This window comes from Sphingopyxis sp. 113P3 (assembly GCF_001278035.1).
In the GTDB taxonomy this organism is placed as follows: Bacteria; Pseudomonadota; Alphaproteobacteria; order Sphingomonadales; family Sphingomonadaceae; genus Sphingopyxis.
In genome coordinates, this window is record NZ_CP009452.1 from 4,348,137 (window position 1) to 4,368,312 (window position 20,176).

Below are 20,176 nucleotides of genomic sequence, written 5' to 3' on the forward strand. Positions count from 1 at the left end.
TAATCTGTAAATTCGTGACCGAATGGCCGAATTCTTTCCCCTCGAACCTGTCATCGCGACCTTTGCGCGCTACGGGCTGCGCCGCGCATCAATGACCGATCTCGCGCAGGCGCTCGGCGTGTCGCGCCAGTCGCTCTACAACCACTTCGGGTCGAAGGACGCCCTCGCGCGCTGGGCGGGGCAGGCGCTCATAGACCGCTCGCTTGACGAGGCGCTGCGGGCGCTCGAGCAGCCGGCGCGGACGCTCCCCGATCGACTCGCCGATGCACTCGACGCCTGGGTCGGGCAGCACCGCGATGCGCTCCACGCCTCGCCCCACGGGGTAGAAATAGTCGCTGTCATGCAGCCTCACCCGCCAGAAGCCGTACGGATCGCCGAACGGCGGCTCGTCGCGGCGATGACCGAGGCGATTCGGCTCAGCGGTCCGGGGTCCGCCGTGCCGCGTGCGGGCAGCATGGCGCAGGCACTGTGCTCGACGGCCCGCGGGCTGGTTCATGCTGTCCCCGACCACAAGAGCTTCCGCCGCCAACTCGACCATATAGCCGGCGCGCTCGTGGCGCGTTGATCAGGCTTCGAAGCGATAGTCCCACTGGCCAGCGTTGCCGGCCACCCCTCGCCAGAGGTGATCAGATTGCCTTCGGGGCCGCGGACCCGGAATTCCCGCTGGCCATAATGCTGCTCGCGAGGCGAGCCCCAACGCTCGGCAGGAAGTTCGCGAAGCCGGGGTTCCGGTTCGGCACAGAGCGCATGGCCCCCCACATCGACATAGGCATGGCCGCCTACGCTCTCATGAACGGTGAAACCCTGCGTATCGCGAAAAAACGGCCAGCAGAGGCTTCATCGCGGCGACACCAAGAAAAGGTGTCACCTGAATGAAGGCCGGGTCGCAGGACATCAGTCGAACAGCGAGGAGACGCTTGTTTCGTCGGCGATGCGTTTGATGGCTTCGCCAAGCAGCGGCGCGACGGTCAGTGCGCGAACCTTTTTGCTGTCGTTCACTGCGTCGGTGGGCTGGATCGAGTCGGTGATGACCAGCTCGGTCAGCTCGCTTGCATCGACGCGCGCGACCGCGCCGCCCGACAGGACGCCGTGCGTGCAATAGGCGACGACGCCCTCTGCGCCCGCGGCTCTGAGTGCGGCCGCGGCGTTGCAGAGTGTTCCCGCCGAATCGACGATGTCGTCGATCAATATGCAGAAGCGCCCCGCGACGTCGCCGATGATGTTCATCACTTCCGACTCGCCCGCGCGCTCGCGCCGCTTGTCGACGATTGCGAGCGGGGCGTTGTCGAGGCGCTTGGCGAGCGCGCGCGCGCGCACCACGCCGCCCACGTCCGGCGACACGACCATCAGATTCTTGCCACCGAAGCGCGCCTGAATGTCGGCGCTCATCACCGGCGCGGCATAGAGATTGTCGGTCGGAATGTCGAAAAAGCCCTGGATCTGCCCGGCGTGGAGGTCGATGGCGAGGACGCGGTCGGCGCCCGAGGTGGTGATGAGGTTCGCGACCAGCTTCGCCGAAATCGGGGTGCGCGGGCCGGGTTTCCGGTCCTGGCGGGCATAGCCAAAATAGGGAATGACTGCCGTGATTCGCTTGGCCGAGGCGCGTCGCAGCGCGTCGGTCAGGATCAGCAGCTCCATCAAATTGTCGTTCGCCGGGAAGTTGGTGGGCTGGACGATGAACACATCCTGGCCGCGGACATTCTCGTGTATCTCGACGAAGACTTCCTCGTCAGCAAAGCGGCGCACGCTGGTATCGGTCAGCGGTAGCTCGAGATAATCGGCGATCGCACGGGCCAGCGGCAGGTTGCTGTTGCCGGAGATGAGTTTCATGGGGTGCGAAGCCCTTTCGCGCGGGGTGGGATTGCGGGTCCCCTTAACCAGCAGGCGGGCGAAGGGGAAGGGGTTAAAGTGTCGCGGCGCCCGGCGCCGCCGCCGAGGGACGATCAGGGCCGAGGCCGGGGACGCTTCTCTTCGGTTGAACGGGTGGGGCGGTTGCGCCTACACCCTCGGCATGACAACCGAGCTCTCCATCGTTCTGTCCCAGATGACCCAGATCGTCGGCGACCTTGCCGCCAATGCCGCCGCGATGCGCGCAGTGCGCGCGCGGCATAAGGAGGCCGACCTTATTGTCTTTCCCGAACTGCAGCTTGTTGGCTATCCGCCCGAGGACCTGGTGCTGAAGCCCGCGCTCGCGGAGCGGGCCGGGGCGATGCTCACCGACCTCGCGGCCGATACCACCGGCGGCGGCCCGGCGATGCTCGTAGGCTCAGTCGAGCGCGACGACGAGGGGCGGCTCTACAATATTGTTGCCCTGCTCGATGAGGGCCGCGTCGTCGCGACGCGGCGCAAGCATGAGCTTCCGAACTACGGGACCTTTGACGAAAAGCGCGTCTTTGCTCCCGGTCCGCTCCCCGAGATTGTTGAATGGCGCGGGGTGAAGCTTGGCCTGCCGATCTGCGAGGACGGCTGGTTTCCGGCCGTTTGCGGCCACCTCGCGGCGCAGGGCGCGGAGCTTCTGATATCGGTCAACGGCAGCCCCTATGAGATCGACAAGGACGACCGGCGGCTCAGCCAGGTCTTCGGTGCGCGAGTCGCCGAAACCCGGCTGCCCCTCATTTTTCTCAACCGCATCGGCGGACAGGATGAGCTGGTGTTCGACGGTTGCTCCTTCATCCTCAATGCCGACGGACGCCCCGCGCACCGGCTTGTGGACTGGGAGGAGGAGGAGCGCGTCACCCGCTGGACAAAGAGCAGGACCGGCTGGACCTGCGAGGCCGGTACGATTGCCGAGTGGGAGGCGCACCCCGCCGACATCTACAGCGCAATGGTCCTCAGTTTGCGCGACTATGTCGAGCGCAACCGTTTCCCGGGCGTCGTGCTGGGACTTTCGGGCGGAATCGACTCAGCGCTCTGCGCCGCCATTGCCGCCGATGCGCTCGGTCCCGACAAGGTCTGGAGCGTAATGCTGCCCAGCCGCTTTACCAGTCAGGCGAGCCTTGAGGATGCGGTCGCCTGCGCGGCGATGATCGGCTGCCGCCTCGATACGATCCCGATCGTCGATGCGATCGATGCGTTCGACGCGATGCTGAGCGGCACCTTTGCCGGCCGCACCGCCGACACTACCGAGGAAAATATCCAGTCACGCATCCGCGGCGTCACCTTGATGGCCCTCAGCAACAAATTCGGCCCGATGCTGCTCACCACCGGCAACAAGAGCGAGATGAGCGTCGGCTATGCGACCATCTATGGCGACATGGCGGGCGGCTACAATCCGCTGAAGGACGCCTACAAGACAACCGTCTTTGCGGTCGCGAAATGGCGTAACGCGAATCTCCCGCGTCTATCGCGCAACCCCGTGACGCCGGTGATGCCCGATTCCATCATCAGCAAGCCGCCCAGTGCCGAGCTTCGCCCCGACCAGAAGGACGAGGACAGCCTGCCACCCTATGCCGATCTGGACCGGATGCTCCACATGCTCGTCGAAGAGGAAGCGAGCGTCGACGATGTGGTCGAACGCTATGGTTTCGAGCGCGACGCGGTGGCGCGGATCGAGCGGCTGCTGATGATCGCTGAATATAAGCGCCGCCAGGCGCCGCCGGGTGTCAAGCTGTCGACCCGCAACTTCGGGCGCGATCGCCGCTATCCGATCAGTCACGGATTCCGGACGGGCTGACTCGCCTTCACGGCGAATCGGGCTATAGGCGCGCCATGACCGTCACCACCCGCTTCGCCCCCTCGCCGACCGGCCACCTCCACGTCGGCAATGTTCGCACCGCGCTTCACAACTGGATGTGGGCGCGCAAGCATGGAGGGCGCTTTCTGCTCCGCATCGACGACACCGATCTTGAGCGGTCGAAGGAGGAATATGTCGAAGGCATTCGCGCCGACCTCGCGTGGCTGGGTCTCGATGTCGACGGCGAGGAGCGCCAGTCGGAACGCTTCCCTCTTTATGAGGCCGAATTTGAGAAGCTGAGGTCGGCAGGACGCGTCTATGCCTGCTACGAGACCCCCGAGGAGCTGGAAATCCGCCGCAAAATCCTCCTCTCCCGGGGCTTGCCGCCGGTCTATGAGCGCAAGCCCGAGGACCCGCCGGTGCCCGAGGGCGTCGCACCGCACTGGCGCTTCCGGCTCGACCATGACGCGCCGATCGAATGGACCGATCTGGTTCGCGGGCCGCAGCATTTCGACCCGAAGACGCTCTCCGATCCCGTGGTGCGGCGCGCCGACGGCAGCTGGCTCTATCTCCTCCCCAGCGTCATTGATGATATCGCGATGGGGGTCAGCCACGTCGTGCGCGGTGAGGACCATGTTTCAAACACCGCGGCGCAAATCCAGATGTTCGCCGCGCTGGGCGCCGAGCCCCCTCATTTTGCGCACGAGGCGCTGCTCGTCGGCACCGAGGGCAAACTGTCGAAGCGGCTTGGCGCGCTTGGCATGGGACAACTGCGCGACGCGGGGATTGAGCCGATCGCACTCGAAGCACTGCTGGCGCGGCTCGGGACAAGCGATCCGGTCGAGCCGGTGACAAGCCTCGCTCCGCTGATCGCGGGCATCGATTTCGCGCGTTTCGGGCGCGCGCCCGCGCGTTTCGACGAGACCGAGCTTGCGCTGCTCAACCAGAAGATCCTCCATCACACTGAGTATCACGCGGTTGCGCAGCGGCTGCCTGCGGCGATCGGCGAAGCCCGCTGGAACGCGATCCGCCCGAACCTGATGACCGTCGCTGAGGCGGCGGACTGGGCCGCCATTTTCGACGGGCCCCTCGCGCCGCCTGAACCCGATTCCGCGGATCGGCCCGTGCTCGCCGCCGCGGCCGCGGTGGTGGATTCGCTGGACTGGTCCGCCGATCCCTGGGGCGCGCTGACCGACGCCGTGAAAGCGGCGACGGGGGCAAATGGCCGGGCCTTGTTCCTCCCGCTCCGCCGTGCGCTCACCGGGCGCGACCACGGCCCGGACATGCGCGAACTGCTTCCGCTCATCGCGAAAGGGGAAGCCGCCGCGCGCCTCTCCGCCGTTTGACCTCGACCGGCTCCCTCCCGATGCGGACTCGGGGGCTCTTCAAGAATGACGTTTCGTGGTGCCTGTCTCCGATTGACAGGCTGAGTGATGTTATACTATCACAAGAACGGGATCCTTCTGACATTGCGCGGTACGTTCGCTGACTTGCGCACACCAGCATTGATCGGGGGGCCACAGGCTGAGGAGAGAGGCCATGACGCTGATACCCCTGATTTCCGCCCTCACCGTCAAACCCGAGCGGGCGTTCGCCGGCGCTACTGGCTATGACCCCGGCGCGGTGCACCGACCGATCGCGGCGGCATTTGCGATCGGCCTTCCGGCCGCGCTCGTGGTCGCCGTGGCGCTATCGCCAATGATCGTCGAACCCGCACCGGTGATCGCCCCGATTGAGGGGACGCTGATCGAACTCCCTCCGCCGCCCGCGCCGCCGCCCGATCCGAAACCCGAGATCAAGGCGCAGCCGAAAAGCGCGCAGGCGACGGAAACCGTTGATACCCTCGTCAAGCTGCCCACGGCTTCGGACAATAGCGTGATCAAAGGGCCTCCGGCGCTAGACCCGGCGCCGTTGCCTCTACCCGGTCCCGTCGATCTTGATCCCGCCCCGCCCAAACTCGTCCTGGCAGAGGTAGACCCTCGCTTTGCCGGGCAGTTCCAGCCCGAGTATCCGCTTCGCGAACAGCGCGCAGGGGTGGAAGGCAGCGTTACCTTGCGCGTGCTGATCGGGACGGACGGGCGCGTGAAGGCAGTTGAGCTGGTGCGCGCCGATCAACCTGCCTTTTTCGAGGCTGCAAAGAAGCGCGCGCTGTCCAAATGGCGCTTCCGGCCCGCGACGCGTGGTGGCACGCCCGAGGAAAGCTGGAAGGAAATGACCGTTCGCTTCCAGATCCGGAACGGATGAAATTGCGGCCGGACGAAGGGGCCTTGGCGCCTTTCGTCCGCTGCTTTTGCTTGACAGAGCCCGCGAATCCCGCCAATGGCGCGCGGATAAATGGGGGCGGCGCCCAGAGCGCGGCCCTCTTGTTTTTCACACCGACCGCCGGGGCCACCAGTCCCGCCGCATCGGCCGGACGCCCGGCAGATGTGCCAATATTTCGAGGAACAGGGCCATGGCCAAGCCGACGACCGTCAAGATCAAGCTGGTGAGCACCGCCGATACGGGCTTCTTCTATGTGACCAAGAAGAATCCCCGCACGATGACCGAGAAGATGTCGGTGCGCAAATATGACCCGCGTGCCCGCAAGCACGTCGAGTTCAAGGAAGCCAAGATCAAGTGATGCTGGCCTCCGCGCGGCTCTGCCCGCGCGGATAGATGCACTATCCCGCTTCGAACCGGGTTCAGAAGGGCGGCCGCGTGCCGCCCTTTTCATGTGCGCGATATGAATGTGGGCTATGACGTCCGGCGGCGGGCGTTAGTGTGTCGCCGCTCGTGGGGGAGTGGGTCGAGCCCGCCTTTGACCCGCGCCTACGCCCGCGTACCGAAAAGCGCGGTTCCCACGCGGATGTGCGTCGCACCCAGCATCACCGCGGTTTCGTAATCGCCGCTCATGCCCATCGAGCGGAGGGGAAGGCTGTGGCGTTCCGCCAGTTCGTCGAGCAGGGCGAAATAGGGCGCAGGTTCGACGCGGGCAGGGGGGATCGCCATCAGTCCGTCGATCGTCAGTCCCGACGCCTTAGCTTCGGCGAGCAGGCCGGGCAGGTCCTCAACCGCGCAGCCGCCCTTTTGTGCCTCGGCGCCGACATTGACCTGCACGAACAACTGCGGCTGTCGACCTGCCTTGGCGCATGCCTTGCCGAGGGCCTGGACAAGCGAGGAGCGATCGACCGAATGGATGGCGTCGAACAGCGCCACCGCGTCCTCGGCCTTGTTCGACTGAAGCTGACCGATCAGATGGAGCGTGATGTCAGGCGTCTCGGCGCGCAGCGCGGGCCATTTGGCGGCCGCCTCTTGCACGCGATTCTCCCCGAAGTGCCGCTGCCCCGCGGCGATCAGCGGGCGGATCGCCCCGGCATCGTGCGTTTTCGACACCGCGATCAGGCATATGTCGTCCGCGTGCCGCTGCGCCCGTTTCGCCGCTCCGGCTATCGCCGTCTGCACCAGGGCCAGCCTGTCCGCCGCGTTGCTCATCCCGCCTCCTGTTCCGCGCGCCCGTTGCGCGCCGTGGCCCCGCGCCTATAGAAAGCGCGATGACCCGACACCAGCCCCCGCTGCCCATGCTCTGGTTGCTGAGCGACGAACGCATGGGGGTGCCCCTCGCGCGGCTGGCCGTCGAGCTGCCGCCAGGCAGCGGCATCGTCCTGCGTCACGACACACTGCCCGACGCCGAGCGCTGGCGCCTGCTGCGGCGGCTGAAACGTATCGCGGCGGGGCGCAGACTCGTCGTCATCCTCGCGGGAACGCCTGCGCGCGCCCAGCGCTGGGGCGCCGACGGTGTTCATCTGCGCCAGCATCAGGTGGCGCAGGCGCGTGCGGCCCGCCGAGCAAACCTGCTGTTGACCATGCCGGTCCATGACGCTGCCGAAGCAGGGGCTGCGCGCCGCGCCGCCGCACGGGCCGTCTTCATTTCTCCGCTTCATCCGACGCGGTCGCATCCCGGCGCCCCGGCGCTGGGGACCGCTGCCTGGCTCGGGCTTGCACGGCGAGCGAGTAGTCAGGCGATTGCGCTCGGCGGGATGACACCGGCCCGCGCGCGTGCGCTGCGCCTGCAAAGCGCAAGCAGCCAAATCCAGCCTGGCTGGGCGGCGATTGACGCGTGGGTGGAAAAGGCGGCGCAGCGCCGGAAACGTCAGAAGCGGAACTGCGTTCCAACATAGACCGCCTGACTGTCGCGCCGGGCGTCGGTCAGCGGTTCGAGGCGGTCGTCGGCCTTGTAGCGGACGCCGGCAGTGACATCGAGGTTGCGCGTGATCCGGTAGCTGCTGACGACGTCGACGGACTGCGTTTCACCCGGCGCGGTCACTCGGTCGGTGGCACCCGCGGGGTCGCTCGTCCGATTGATCATGCGCGTGGCAAAACGCGACTTGCGTTCGGCCTGCTCGGGCGCACGCGCCACCGGAAGGTTGCGAAGGTCGGTACCGCGCGGCAGCTGCGGCGTTACGAATTTCTCGAACCCGACCGAGGCACCGAGGTCATAGGCAACCGGTGCGATCGCGACTGGTGCCGTACGTCCCTTGGCGAGCGCGGCGGTGCGCGCGGCGCTCGACGCGTCATCGCGGGCGCGAATCACCACGGTGATCGCGCGGTTCTTGCGGCTTTCATCGGTGACGGCGGGCGTGAAGTTGAAATTGCGGCGGGCCGCTTCGGAAACCTTGGCGTAGCGTGCAATCAACCGCGGGTCGCCGGCTGCAGGCGTGAATTCGCCCAGCAAAGTCTCGGAAATCGACAATTTTCGGATGCTGTCGGCGCGCGTCATCGCGGCAAGTGCAGGAGGCAGCGCAAGCGAAAGCCCCGCCGCAACGACGAGACCCCCTTGCCAAAAATGTCGCGGCGCTCGCGCCATCTCTCTGCGACTCCAACCCCAATTCCATCGATAGATAGGCGGCCTTGCTCAACAATTCCAGTGATTCGCGACTCTTTGTTGTCGCCGTTCCGATTTTTGCCCTGGTTGTTGCGCGATGACCACAGTCGGCGCATTTTTCGAACCTGACCCTGACTGCAGCCTGAACCGCGACGAACGGGAAATTGCCGCGCTTGCCGGACGGCGGCAAGGGCGATAGAGACGCTCCCAAATCCGCAGCAACGCGGCCGGGTTCGCCCGCATCCCGCGTCCAAGATAAGGTGTTTCGGCATGTCTCAGCTTTCCGCCCTCGCCGCGCTCGGTCGCCGTCCCGCCACCATCGCGCTGCTCGGGCTCGCGGCGCTCGGCCTCACGGGCTGCGGCGGCAAGGAACGGCCGCGCGCCGATCTCGCCGCGTCGCAGGTCACGACCATCGGCGTGAACAGCTATTTGTGGCGCGCCTCGCTCGATGCGCTCTCGTTCATGCCGCTGCTCCAGGCCGATTCGTCGGGCGGGGTCATCATCACCGACTGGTATGCAAACCCGCAGAACCCGAACGAGCGGATGAAGGTGACGGTATCGATTCTCGACCGCGACCTGCGCGCAGATGCGCTGCGCGTCGCAGCCTCGCGGCAGGTCACGCAGGGCGGCACATGGGTCGATGCACCGGTCGAAGCGGCGACGGTGCAGAAGCTCGAGGAAGTCATCCTCACCCGCGCCCGCGATCTGCGTCGTTCGGCCATCGAGGGCTAATCTTGCGGCGCGCCTGCGCCGCCCTATGACGATAACGGGGTAAGACAGAAATGACCCGCGAAACGCGCTTTGGCGCCCTGGCCGCCGACGCCCGATGGCAGGCGGCGTGGGAGCGTGCGAACAGCTTTGCCACCACCGACTCCGGCGACAAGCCCAAGGCCTATATTCTGGAGATGTTCCCCTATCCGTCGGGGCGCATCCACATGGGGCATGTGCGCAACTACACGATGGGCGATGTGCTTGCCCGCTTCAAGCGGATGACGGGGCATGACGTCCTTCACCCCATGGGCTGGGACGCATTCGGCATGCCCGCCGAAAATGCGGCGATGGAAAAGGGTGTCCACCCGAACGGCTGGACCCGAGCGAACATCGAGGCAATGCGCGGCCAGCTGAAGCGGCTTGGTCTTGCGATCGACTGGAACCGCGAACTCGCGACGTGCGACGCCGACTATTACGGACAGGAACAGGCGCTGTTCCTCGATCTTTTCGCGGCCGGGCTCGTCACGCGCAAGGAAAGCTACGTCAACTGGGACCCCGTCGACATGACCGTGCTCGCCAATGAGCAGGTGATCGATGGCCGTGGCTGGCGCTCGGGCGCGCTGGTCGAGAAGAAGAAGCTGTCGCAGTGGTTCCTCAAGATCACCGACTTCGCCGACGCGCTGCTCGAGGGGCTGAAGAGCCTCGACCAGTGGCCCGACAAGGTGCGGCTGATGCAGGAAAACTGGATCGGCAAGTCGCAGGGTCTCGAATTCTCCTTCAGGCTCGCCGGCGGCGCGCCGGGGTTCGAGGTGTTCACGACCCGTCCCGACACGCTCTACGGCGCAAGCTTCGCAGCGATTTCGCCAGACCATCCGCTTGCCGAACGCCTCGCGAAGGATTCGCCCGAACTCGCGGCCTTCATCGCCGAGTGCCGCCGTCAGGGAACCTCGGCCGAGCAGCTTGAAACCGCTGAGAAGCTGGGTTTTGACACCGGCTTGGCAGTCGAGCACCCGCTCGATCGCGACTGGCACCTGCCCGTGTGGGTCGTCAATTATGTGCTGATGGATTATGGTACCGGCGCGATTTTCGGCTGTCCGGCGCACGACCAGCGCGACCTCGACTTCGCGCGCAAATATGACCTTCCCGTCCACCGCGTCATCGCTGACGGTGAAGAGGATGGGCAAGTCTTTCACAGCGACGAGGCCTATGTCGGCCCCGGGCGTCTCGTGAATAGCCATTTCCTCAACGGCATGAGCATCGATGAGGCCAAGGCGGCTGTGATCGCGCGCGCGGAACATGAGGGTTGGGGCAAGGGCACGACCGTGTGGCGCCTGCGCGACTGGGGCGTGTCGCGCCAGCGCTATTGGGGGACCCCGATCCCCTTCATTCATTGCAGCAGCTGCGGGCTGGTGCCCGTGCCGAAGAGCGAGCTTCCCGTCACGCTGCCCGAGGACGCCGATTTCTCGGTCCCCGGCAATCCGCTCGACCGTCATCCAACCTGGAAGCATGTCGCCTGCCCGTCGTGTGGCGGCGAGGCGGTGCGCGAGACCGACACGCTCGACACCTTCGTTGATTCTTCCTGGTATTTCTTGCGTTTCGCATCGGCCCCGTCGGACCGGCCCTTCGATCCGCAGGTGATCCAGCGCTGGTTGCCTGTCGATCAATATATCGGCGGCATCGAGCATGCGATCCTCCACCTGCTCTACGCGCGCTTCTGGACGCGTGCGCTGAACAAGCTCGGGATGATCGATATTAAGGAGCCCTTCGCCAGCCTCTTTACGCAGGGCATGGTGACCCACGAAACCTATTCCCGCGCACAGGGCGAGGGGCTGCCGCCGCTTTATTTCACTCCCGACGAGGTGGCGCGTTCCCCTGAGGGCGCGACGCTTCTCGCAGATGGTGAGCCCGTCGAGGTCGGCCGCGTCGTCAAGATGTCGAAGTCGAAGAAGAATGTCGTCGATCCTGACGCCATCCTCGATCAGTACGGCGCCGACGCCGCGCGCTGGTTCATGCTCTCCGACAGCCCTCCCGACCGCGACCTGCCGTGGAGCGAGGCCGGGATCGAGGGAGCCTGGCGCTTCGTTCAGCGCCTGTGGCGCCTGTTTGGCGAGACGGAGAATGCCGGCGACGGCGGCGAGGATATCGCGCTCGCTCGCAAGCTCCACCGCGCAATCGCCGGGGTCGCCGCCGATATCGAGGCGTTGGGTTTCAACAAGGCCGTGGCAAAGATCCACGCGCTTGCCAACGACATCGAAAAGGCGGTGCCCTCGGCCACGCGGGCCGAGGCGTGCCGGACCTTGATCCTCCTCGTCGCGCCGATGATGCCGCACCTTGCCGAAGAGGCGTGGGCTGCGCTCCCCGATGCGCAGCGGACTAGCCCGTTGGTCGCGCACGCCGCCTGGCCTACCGCAAATCCGGCACTGCTCGCCGACGACGAGGTCACGATCGTGATCCAGGTCGCAGGCAAGCGCCGTGACGAAATCACGCTCGCAAAGGGGCTGGACAGGAATGCGGTCGAGGCTGCGGCTCTCGCGCGCCCGCGCATCGCGGAACTGCTCGGCGGCGTAGCGCCGAAGAAGGTGATTGTGGTCCCCGACCGTCTGGTCAATATTGTCCCCTAAGATGCGCGCCTTCCTTGTCTCCTGCCTCGTTGCCCTTTCGCTGCCGCTCGGCGGCTGCGGGCTCCGTCCGCTCTACGCAAGCGGCGCGAAGGGCGGGGTGGCAACGATGCTCGCCGACATCGATGTCGGTCCGATCGAGGGACATTCGGGCTGGCTCGTCCGTAACGCGCTGCGCGACCGTTTTGTCGCGGCGCAGGGCGGGCGGGGCGAAGGCAATCGCTACCGGCTCGATGTGAGGCTTGAAGACAGCATCACCGGCTTCGGCGTCCGCTCCGACGACGCCGTGACGCGTGAGCGGCGGACGCTGCGCGCGCGCTACCAGCTTGTTGATTCGCAAACCAACCAGGTGCTGCTCGACGCGACCGCCGCGCAGGACGCCGGCATCGACGTCGTCGGTAGCGAATATGCGACGATCGCTGCCGAAAACTCGTCGCTTGAGCGACTGGCGTCGGGGATTGCCGACCAGATCGTCGCGCGGCTCGCGGTCTACGCGAACCGCGGCGGACCCGCGGCTGCACCTGCCAACCCCTCTCCGTGAAGACGGTCAAGCCCGCTGAGCTCGAACGCCAGACCCGGCTCGACCCCGCGGTTCGCCTGACCCTGCTGACCGGTCCGGATGACGCGACAATGAACGCTGTGGCGGCGCGGCTCGTTGCGCTTGCGGGCAAGGAGGCCGAGCGGCTCGACCTTTCCTCCTCGCAGCTTGGGCAGGACCCGTCGCTGCTTGCTGCCGAAGCGGCGTCGATGTCGCTCTTCGCCGCCCAGCGCGTGATCCGGCTCGAGATCACGGGAAGCGGCGACGATTGCGTCGAGGCGGTCGCAGCGCTGATGGCTGCCGAAACCGCCGTCAATCCGGTGATAGCGACTGGGGCCACGATAACCGCCAAGTCCAAACTGGTGAAGCTGATCGAAGGGTCGAACCATGCGGTCGCTGCCATCTGCTACCAGCCCGACCGCCGCGCGCTCGTGGGCATTGCGATTGCGGCCGCCGAAGAACAGGGGCTGAAGCTTGCCAATGCGGAGGCGCAGCTGCTCGTCGATCTTGTCTCGGGCGATCAGGCACTGATGCGGCGCGAGCTGGAAAAGATCGCGCTCTATCTCGACGCTGCGCGCGATCGGCAGCGGCAGGTCACCGCCGCCGATATCGCCGCACTGGGCGCTGCGACCCACGAGGAAGATGTCAGCATGTGCATCAACGTCGCGCTCGGCGGCAAGGTGCGCGAACTTCCGGACATGCTGGCACAGGCGGCAGCTGTCGGAGTTGCCGAGATTCGCATCATCCGTGCGCTCGCCATACGCACGATGCAGCTCGCGCGGCTGCGCGCAGAGGTTGATGCGGGCGCGCACCCTGCAACGGTGGTGTCGGCGCGCAGCAGCGGTGTCTTCTGGAAAGAGCGCGATGCCGTCACCGCACAGCTCCACATCTGGGATTCGCTCCGCATCGCTCGGCTGATGAGCCGGTTGCTCGACTGCGAGCGAGCGCTCAAGGCGTCGGGTACCGCGGGCGCCGTGCTGTTTCGCAAGTTGATGACCGATATCGCCTGGCAGGCCGCGAGGGCACGCTAAGCGCCGCCCTCTTTTGCCAGAGGGAAAGAGGCGAGTTACGCCCCGGCCTCGCGCGCTTCGAGTCGTGCCTTGGGGTCGTCGGGCGGTACGAAGCTCCAGAGCGTATCGCCTGCATCGACGCTTGGCCGGTGCTGGACCGAGAATACTGCAAGGTCACCCGAGGCGCGCACCACCGCCAGCGTGTCGCCGCCCGACGCCTTCATGCGTGCGACGTAATCGGCATAGGTGAATTTCTCCGTGATCTTCGTCCGGCCAAAGGTCCAGCCGGCCAGCAGCCGGTCGAGCTGTTCCTCGATCGGCGTGCCTGCGAGCGTGAGCACGCGCCCGCGCCGCTGGTTGCCGGGTCGCGCCACGCCGATCATTCGACTGACCCGGTCGTGCCCGACCTCGGGGGCCAGTTCGCTGCACACCAGCGCGTTGTAGGCGTCGTTGTCGGTAGCCGCGATCAGCTGCTGGTAGCGGCCCATGTCGAGATGGTCGTCGTGCGTCTCGTCCAATATGTCGCCGTGATAGACCGGCAGGCCGGCGCGCCGCGCGCGGCGCAGTGCAAACAGGCTCGTGTCGGCAATCAGTACGTCGCGCTCCTGCGCCTTGATGAACTGGGCAAAGGCGATCGTCCAGCTGTTGGCGCCGACGAGCAGCACGCCGTCGCCCTTGCCGCGGTCGAGCCCCAGCCAGCGCGCGAAGGGAGCGGCGGTGAAGCCGTGGGCAAAGATCGTCGCAATCACCACCGCAAAGGAAAGCGGCACCAGCGCCTCGGCGCCCGGTATGCCATAATCGGAAAGGCGCAGCGCGAACAGGCCGGTCACCGCCGCGGCGACGATACCGCGCGGCGCGATCCACGCGACAAAAAGCCGCTCCTTGAATGGAATGCGCGTGAAGAGCAGGGCGAGCATGATCGTCAGCGGACGCACGACGAACAGCAGCAGGACCAGGAAGAGGACGAAGCGCGCCTGGAAATTGGTGACCACGGTCCAATCGAGCGTTGCCGAAAGAATGATGAATACGCCCGACACGAGGAGGACGGTCAGATCCTCCTTGAAGCGCAGCAGCATGTGGCTTGAATCGGTTTCGCGGTTCGCCATCACCACGCCCATCACGGTGACGGTGATCAAGCCGGTTTCGTGCATGATGACATCGGCAAAGACGAAGGCGGCGATCACCGTGGTCAGCAGTACCGGCGCCTTCAGATATTCAGGCACCCACCCCCGTACGAAGGCGGAGGTCAGCGTGAAAGCCGCACCGCCGCCGATCAGCATTGCCAGCACGCTCGCCGCTACGACGTCGGTGGCGATGGCGATGCCGTTCGCCTGCGCCCCGCCGTGAGTGATATAGGCGTAGATACCAACCGCGAGCAGCGCCCCGATCGGGTCGTTCACGATGGCTTCCCATTTCAGCATATGCTTGACGCGCGGGGTGATATTGAGCGAGCGGAGCATCGGCACGACCACCGTCGGACCCGTGACGACCATGATGCCGCCGAACAGCGCTGCGATCTCGAGCGGCAGGCCTGCCCCGTAATAGGCGGCCGCGGTGCCGAGCGCCCAGCCCACTGGCACGCCGACGAAGACGAGCATGAACACCGCGACGCCGGCGTGGCGAAGCTCGCGAAACTTCAACGTGAGCCCGCCCTCGAATAGGATAACCGCGACCGCGAGCTTGATCATCGGTTCTCGCAGCGCGCCGAAATCCTGTTCAGGGTGGAGAAGCCCCAGAACCGGGCCGGCGACGATGCCCGCGATCAGCATCAACGCGATCGCGGGTCGACCGGTGCGCCACGCGATCCACTGGGCGCCGATGCCGATGACCCCGATGAGGGCGATTTTGACGAGCAGGGAGTCGATTGCAAACATGGCGCGGAGCCTAAGACATGGCGCGAAAAAGACGCCACAAAAAAGCGACCGCCCGCTTGCCGTAAGGAAAGCGGGCGGCCCCTTCTTTCAGCGAAGCTTTGCGATCAGAATTTGCCGCGCAGCGTCACGCCATAGGTCCTCGGCTCCGCCAGGAACTGCGAGAAGATCTGGCGTCCGCCAGGAAATTGAGGGTCGGCGAAGGCGGCGCCAGTCGACGTCGCGCCTTCCTGGAAGGGCGAGTTGAAGGCAACCTGCGCATATTGCTTGTTGAACAAATTCTGCGCCCACAGCTCCACCGCCCAGCGCTCGCCTGGACCGCGCACGCCGACGCGCGCGTTGACGATCGCATAGCCGTCCTGCTCCTTCTGCGGGAACAGGTCGGAGCCGGTGTTATAGTCGCTCGACAGGCGGCCATCGAGATAGACGAGGCCGGTCAGTCCGCTGCTGCCGATCTCGGGCGTCCACGCGACGCTGCCGGTCGCGACCAGCTCAGGCGCGTTCGACATATTGTCGCCCGGCAGCTTGCGGAGCGCCTGATCGAGCGGCTCCCCGCTGCTGTTGCCCACCAGATTGTCGCGATATTTGGTTCGGGCATAGGTCAGGCCCGCGGTCACGCGAAGGCTGCGCGCGGGAACCAGCGAGGCCTCGAGCTCGAACCCCTGCGAGCGCACGCCCCAGCTCACGTCATCAGCGGGGCAGGCGCCGGTCGTTGCCGCTGCTGCATTATAATTGGGCGCCCCGGTGAACTTGCTCTGATCGCGGTCGGCACCGCCCAGATCGCTCGAGCAACCGTTGATCGTCTGGACGATATAGGTTGAGCCGTTGAAGGTGTTGAGCTGGAAATTCTTGAAGTCCGACCGGAAGAAGGCCAGTCCCAGGCTGAACGGCCCCGTCGCATATTTGGCGCCCAGCTCATAGCTGTTCACCAGTTCGGGGTCGAACTGCAGGCTTCCGACCAGGGCCTGCGTGCCTGCCTGTCCGCCGAAGGGAATGATGGGGGACTTCAGCGCAGAGCGGTCAAGGTTGAAGCCGCCCGCCTTGTAGCCGCGCGCATAGCTCGCATAGACAAGGAGGTCCGGGGTCGGCTTCCACGACAGGATCGCAGTTCCGGTGAACTCGTCCTCGCTGCGCTGGTCATTGATCGACACGCCATCGAGTTCGGCCGTCGAATTGCCCTGGCAAGCAAGGCCGATCAGTCCACCGGCAAGCGCCTTGGCCGTTGCGTTTGACGTCGCGCTCACCAGGTCGTCGAGAACCAGCCCCTGGATCTGCGGGCAGACCACATTGTCGTTGGTGAAGCTTGCCGAGAACTTCTTCTTGTCGTGAGTGTACCGCAGGCCGAAGGTGAAATCGATCGTGTCGGTGACGTGGAAGATATTGTGGGTGAACAGCGCCCAGTTGGTGTCATTCTGATAATAGCGATCATTGATGCTGCCGAGGTCACTGAGTCCGTCCAGGAGATTGAAGGCGGCGATGATGTCGGGGCCCGACGCGCCGCTCGCGGCGGCAATTGTTGCGGGACCGACGCCGGGGACGGCGCACAGCGGGCTGTTGGGCGAATAGAGGCCCGCAAGACCGCCGCCCGAAACGATACGGCAGGTAGCAAAACGGCCATATTGCGTGCCGAAGCGAATATTATCACGCACCGTCAGCTTCTCGTTGGCGTAGAAGCCGCCGATGAGCCAGTCGAGCTTGCCGTTGAAGGCCTCGCCGTTCAGCCGCACTTCCTGAGTGAAAGTGTGGAACTGGCGATAGGCGTCCGGATCGTCGGCACGATAGAGAATATCGACCGAGCCGTAATCGAGGTCGCCGGCCTGGCTTGACCGGTATTCGCGATAGGCGGTGATCGAGGTCAGCGTCGCGCCGCCAAAATCATAATCGATCTGGCCCGAAAAGCCGTAATCCTTTGTCTTGCCAGCGTAGCTGCGGCCCGGTGTAACCGACAGGGTCCGCTGGTAACCTTGATTGAAAGCGCCCGGGTCCTGGCCGAGGTCGATCAGGACTTGGGTGATGCTGTTCGTCGTCGGCGTCGCGGGAATTCCGGGATTGTTGAGGTCGCCGATATAGGGGTTGACGCTGTTGTCGATATAGATTGCGCCGCAGCATTTCTCGTCGCGGAACGTATAGTCGGCGATGAGCCGGATCGAGAGCGCGTCGGTCGGTTCGAACAACAGCTGGCCGCGCAGGAAATAGCGGTCGCGGTCATTGATATCGGTGTTGTTCGCCGGATCCTTGTAGAAGCCGTCACGCTTGACCCAAACCCCGTCGAGGCGAGCAGCGAGCGTATCGCTGATGGGCCCGGTCACACTCGCGGCGGCGCGCCAATAGTCATAATTGCCATAGGTGATCTCGCCGGTTCCCCCGAAGGTGAATTCGGGCTTCTTCGAATAGATGCTGATGAGGCCCGCTGACGAGTTGCGTCCGCCCAGCGTGCCCTGCGGGCCACGCTGGACCTCGACGCGGTCGAGCTCGCCGAGCTCGTTGAGGCCAATGCCCGAACGCGAGCGATAAACACCGTCGATGAAGACCGGGACCGAGCTTTCGAGACCGGGGTTGTCGCCGACGGTGCCGATACCGCGGATACGGGCCGACCCGTTGGCCTCGCTGCCGGTCGACGACACGAGCAGCGACGGCGCGACCTGGTTGAGCTGGCGGATGTCGTTGGCCCCGCTGTTCTGCATCGCCTCCGCACCCACCGCCGAGATGGCGACAGGGACGTCAGAGAGCAGCTGCGCGCGGCCCTGCGCGGTGACGACGATGACATCGCCTGAGGAATCATCGGCCGCCGTGTCCTGGGCGGTGCTGTCCTGCGCAAAGGCGGGCGCCGCGGCCGCAGCAACCGCAAGTGAAACCCCGAGCGCGCTGGTACGCAAAAGACGGGCAGCAAGAAGGGAAGATGATTTCATGGTGGCACTCCTCTCAACAATTTTTTTTCGTTGCGCGAAGAAACATACCCAAACTGCGCGCCTGTTCCAGCGACGGCGAGCGGTTTCGGCGATTGTTTTTCGGAGTGATGCAATAAGGCCACAGGCCTGAAAGACGCGGATTTTCCTGGCCGGAAGCTAGGCCTGGGCGCGAACCCGGCGTGCCGTAGCGTCATCTCGCTCCCGGCGGATACACGGAAGGCGGAGCAGCCGTCCGCCCGCCGCGAGCATCGCCTGATAGGGTCCGGCAAAATTTTCCGCGATCGCGTCATGGCCGACGTCGAGGCCACCGGTAAAGCTGCCGAAGGCGGGGAGAATCAGCCGCTGGTCATTGCCCGCGAAGCAGGGTCGCGACACACCGCGCCCGCGCACCGTCAGGCGGAGCTTGGGGTGGAAATGCCCTGATATTTCGGCGCGGGTCTCATCGGCGCGGCACTGGTGGCGGAACACGATGCCGTCGATAACCATCTCTTCGGTGACCTCGCCGCCCCATGCACCGCCCGCAAAGCCGTCGTGATTGCCCGCGATCCAGACGATTCGGGTCGCGGTCGCCTGCGCGGCAAGCCGCGCCGCAACCGCTGGAGCTATGCGCTCGGCCGCCGCCACGTCGTGGAAACTGTCGCCAAGACACCAGATCGCGCGCGCGCCCGTTTCGGTTGCGAGGCGCGCCAGTCGGTCGAGCGTGTCGTGGCTGTCATAGGGAGGCAGCGGCTGGCCGTGTCCAGCGTACCAGCTTGCCTTTTCCAGATGCAGGTCGGCGACGATCAGCGCTGCATGACGGGGCCAGAACAGCGCCCGGTCGGCGAGCAAGACGAAGGTCTGGCCGGCAAAAGAAAGGGTAGCGGCGGGCGGCATGCTGCCGCTATGACGCGGCCGGCGTCCCGCGGCAAGCGGCTATCCTCCGCGCTGCCAGTCCGCCGCGGCATAGCGTTGCCCGGTCTCGCGCCGCGCGCCACTCGGCATGTCGAGCACGACGCGCTTGTTGGGAAAGTCTATCTCGACGCGGTCGAATAGCGACAAGCTGTCCATCCCGAGCAGAAGCGCCGGCCGCCTGTCGAGACCGAGTGCATCGAAAGCCTTTGAATCGGCGAAGGAGACAGGCAGGTCGTTGATCGAGATGCCCTCGATCTCGATCCGCTTGATTGCCGTGCGCATCGCCGGCACGTCCTCACCGGTCACCGCCCCCAATACGGCAGGGTAGAAGGGCATCGTGTTCTGTCGCCGCGCCGCAATCAGCCTTCGCAGCGCGAGATTACCGACGCTCGACTGGGCTCCGGTATCGACGACCACGTCGATGTGGCGACCGTCGATGCGGGCGTTGGAGAGGATCAGGCGTCCCGCGCTGTTTCGCGCTGTAACGACGATCGCGTCGCTGCCGCGGATCAGCGGTCGAGCGTGCCGGCGGCTTGCCAATATCTCCATCGTCTCCCTGCGGAAATCGATGAGCAGGCGGCGCTTCTCGAGCATGTCGACCCCGATCAGCCCCGCCGCACCGATATGGCGCCCGGCAAAGGCCGGCGCATCGAACGGATTGAGCCGAAGATCGGTCATCTCGAGCGAGGCAACGCGAAAGCTCGGTGCGACCGCAACCGTGGTGCCGATCGTTGCCAGCCGCAACCGCTCGCTTCGACCGAGCCCCAGGCGGGCGGCGAGTTCGCGCGCGATGATGGTGCGCTCCGCCCCGGTGTCGACGAGGAAGGAAAAAGGCCCCTGCCCATCGACCATCACGGGGACCGACATGCGCCGTGTCGCATCGAGATCGAAGGGCTGGACGAAGGGGACGACGTTTTCGAGATTCTCACCCAGAAGCGCAGGATCGGCAGGTGGTGAAGAAGCCGGTGCGCTCGCTTCGCGCCCAGGCGGGGGGGCGGCTGTCACCGGTCCCGGCGCCGCCCCGACGAGCAAGGGTGCGGCGAGCAGCAAGGGCCAGAATGGTGACCGGACGGCAATCGGCGTCATATCGGCAT

17 protein-coding genes are annotated in these 20,176 nt (G+C 65.5%); 10 read left to right on the top strand and 7 right to left on the bottom strand.

Annotated elements, in window-relative coordinates:
- Positions 1–22: 22 nt before the first annotated feature.
- The gene (locus LH20_RS21125) at positions 23–565 is read left to right on the top strand and encodes a TetR/AcrR family transcriptional regulator (protein WP_053555921.1); all 543 of its coding nucleotides are present in this window, start codon (positions 23–25) and stop codon (positions 563–565) included.
- Positions 566–894: 329 nt separating this feature from the next.
- Here LH20_RS21125 and LH20_RS21130 read toward each other — a convergent pair whose 3' ends face one another.
- A complete protein-coding gene (locus tag LH20_RS21130; protein ID WP_053555922.1) occupies positions 895–1,830 on the bottom strand; it encodes a ribose-phosphate pyrophosphokinase in 936 nt (311 codons plus the stop codon).
- Positions 1,831–2,011: 181 nt separating this feature from the next.
- Between LH20_RS21130 and LH20_RS21135 the strand changes: the two genes are divergently transcribed.
- From LH20_RS21135 to rpmG, 4 genes are all read left to right on the top strand, one after another.
- Complete coding sequence (locus LH20_RS21135) at positions 2,012–3,673, top strand: NAD+ synthase (protein ID WP_053555923.1); 1,662 nt, start codon at positions 2,012–2,014, stop codon at positions 3,671–3,673.
- Positions 3,674–3,708: 35 nt separating this feature from the next.
- Positions 3,709–5,019: a glutamate--tRNA ligase gene (locus LH20_RS21140; protein ID WP_053555924.1), complete on the top strand. Its 1,311-nt coding sequence runs from the start codon at positions 3,709–3,711 to the stop codon at positions 5,017–5,019.
- 193 nt (positions 5,020–5,212) lie between these two features.
- On the top strand, positions 5,213–5,917 hold the full coding sequence (locus LH20_RS21145; protein WP_053555925.1) for an energy transducer TonB: 705 nt from the start codon (positions 5,213–5,215) through the stop codon (positions 5,915–5,917).
- A gap of 208 nt (positions 5,918–6,125) precedes the next feature.
- Positions 6,126–6,293 carry a 50S ribosomal protein L33 gene (gene rpmG / locus LH20_RS21150; RefSeq protein ID WP_003042331.1) on the top strand — a complete coding sequence of 56 codons (168 nt, stop codon included), beginning with the start codon at positions 6,126–6,128 and terminating at the stop codon, positions 6,291–6,293.
- 188 nt (positions 6,294–6,481) lie between these two features.
- On the opposite strand, the gene LH20_RS21155 is transcribed toward rpmG, so the two are convergent.
- Positions 6,482–7,144, bottom strand: a complete 663-nt coding sequence (locus LH20_RS21155; RefSeq protein ID WP_053555926.1) for a YggS family pyridoxal phosphate-dependent enzyme — start codon at positions 7,142–7,144, stop codon at positions 6,482–6,484.
- Between the two features lie 59 nt (positions 7,145–7,203).
- Between LH20_RS21155 and LH20_RS21160 the strand changes: the two genes are divergently transcribed.
- Positions 7,204–7,830, top strand: a complete 627-nt coding sequence (locus LH20_RS21160; RefSeq protein ID WP_053555927.1) for a thiamine phosphate synthase — start codon at positions 7,204–7,206, stop codon at positions 7,828–7,830.
- Here the strand turns inward: LH20_RS21160 and LH20_RS21165 are convergent.
- Positions 7,803–8,516 (bottom strand): hypothetical protein, encoded by a 714-nt coding sequence (locus LH20_RS21165; RefSeq protein WP_053555928.1) that lies wholly within the window; start codon positions 8,514–8,516, stop codon positions 7,803–7,805. The genes LH20_RS21160 and LH20_RS21165 overlap by 28 nt on opposite strands.
- 288 nt (positions 8,517–8,804) lie before the next feature.
- Here LH20_RS21165 and LH20_RS21170 point away from each other — a divergent pair, with 288 nt between their 5' ends.
- The 4 genes from LH20_RS21170 to holA are packed head-to-tail and all read left to right on the top strand — an operon-like array spanning position 8,805 to position 13,432.
- A complete protein-coding gene (locus LH20_RS21170) occupies positions 8,805–9,266 on the top strand; it encodes a DUF3576 domain-containing protein (protein ID WP_053555929.1) in 462 nt (153 codons plus the stop codon).
- Positions 9,267–9,316: 50 nt separating this feature from the next.
- Complete coding sequence (gene leuS / locus LH20_RS21175) at positions 9,317–11,866, top strand: leucine--tRNA ligase (protein WP_053555930.1); 2,550 nt, start codon at positions 9,317–9,319, stop codon at positions 11,864–11,866.
- A gap of 1 nt (position 11,867) precedes the next feature.
- Entirely contained in the window at positions 11,868–12,404 is a 537-nt protein-coding gene (gene lptE / locus LH20_RS21180; protein ID WP_053555931.1) for an LPS assembly lipoprotein LptE, read from the top strand.
- On the top strand, positions 12,401–13,432 hold the full coding sequence (gene holA, locus LH20_RS21185; protein ID WP_053555932.1) for a DNA polymerase III subunit delta: 1,032 nt from the start codon (positions 12,401–12,403) through the stop codon (positions 13,430–13,432). The genes lptE and holA overlap by 4 nt, the downstream gene beginning before the upstream one ends.
- Positions 13,433–13,467: 35 nt before the next feature.
- Here holA and LH20_RS21190 read toward each other — a convergent pair whose 3' ends face one another.
- From LH20_RS21190 to LH20_RS21205, 4 genes are all read right to left on the bottom strand, one after another.
- Positions 13,468–15,285 carry a cation:proton antiporter gene (locus LH20_RS21190; protein WP_053555933.1) on the bottom strand — a complete coding sequence of 606 codons (1,818 nt, stop codon included), beginning with the start codon at positions 15,283–15,285 and terminating at the stop codon, positions 13,468–13,470.
- A gap of 104 nt (positions 15,286–15,389) precedes the next feature.
- Positions 15,390–18,191 (bottom strand): TonB-dependent receptor, encoded by a 2,802-nt coding sequence (locus LH20_RS21195; RefSeq protein WP_053555934.1) that lies wholly within the window; start codon positions 18,189–18,191, stop codon positions 15,390–15,392.
- Positions 18,192–18,347: 156 nt separating this feature from the next.
- Positions 18,348–19,064: a ligase-associated DNA damage response endonuclease PdeM gene (gene pdeM, locus LH20_RS21200; RefSeq protein ID WP_053555935.1), complete on the bottom strand. Its 717-nt coding sequence runs from the start codon at positions 19,062–19,064 to the stop codon at positions 18,348–18,350.
- A 39-nt stretch (positions 19,065–19,103) separates the two neighbouring features.
- Entirely contained in the window at positions 19,104–20,168 is a 1,065-nt protein-coding gene (locus LH20_RS21205) for a retroviral-like aspartic protease family protein (protein WP_053555936.1), read from the bottom strand.
- Positions 20,169–20,176: the final 8 nt, after the last annotated feature.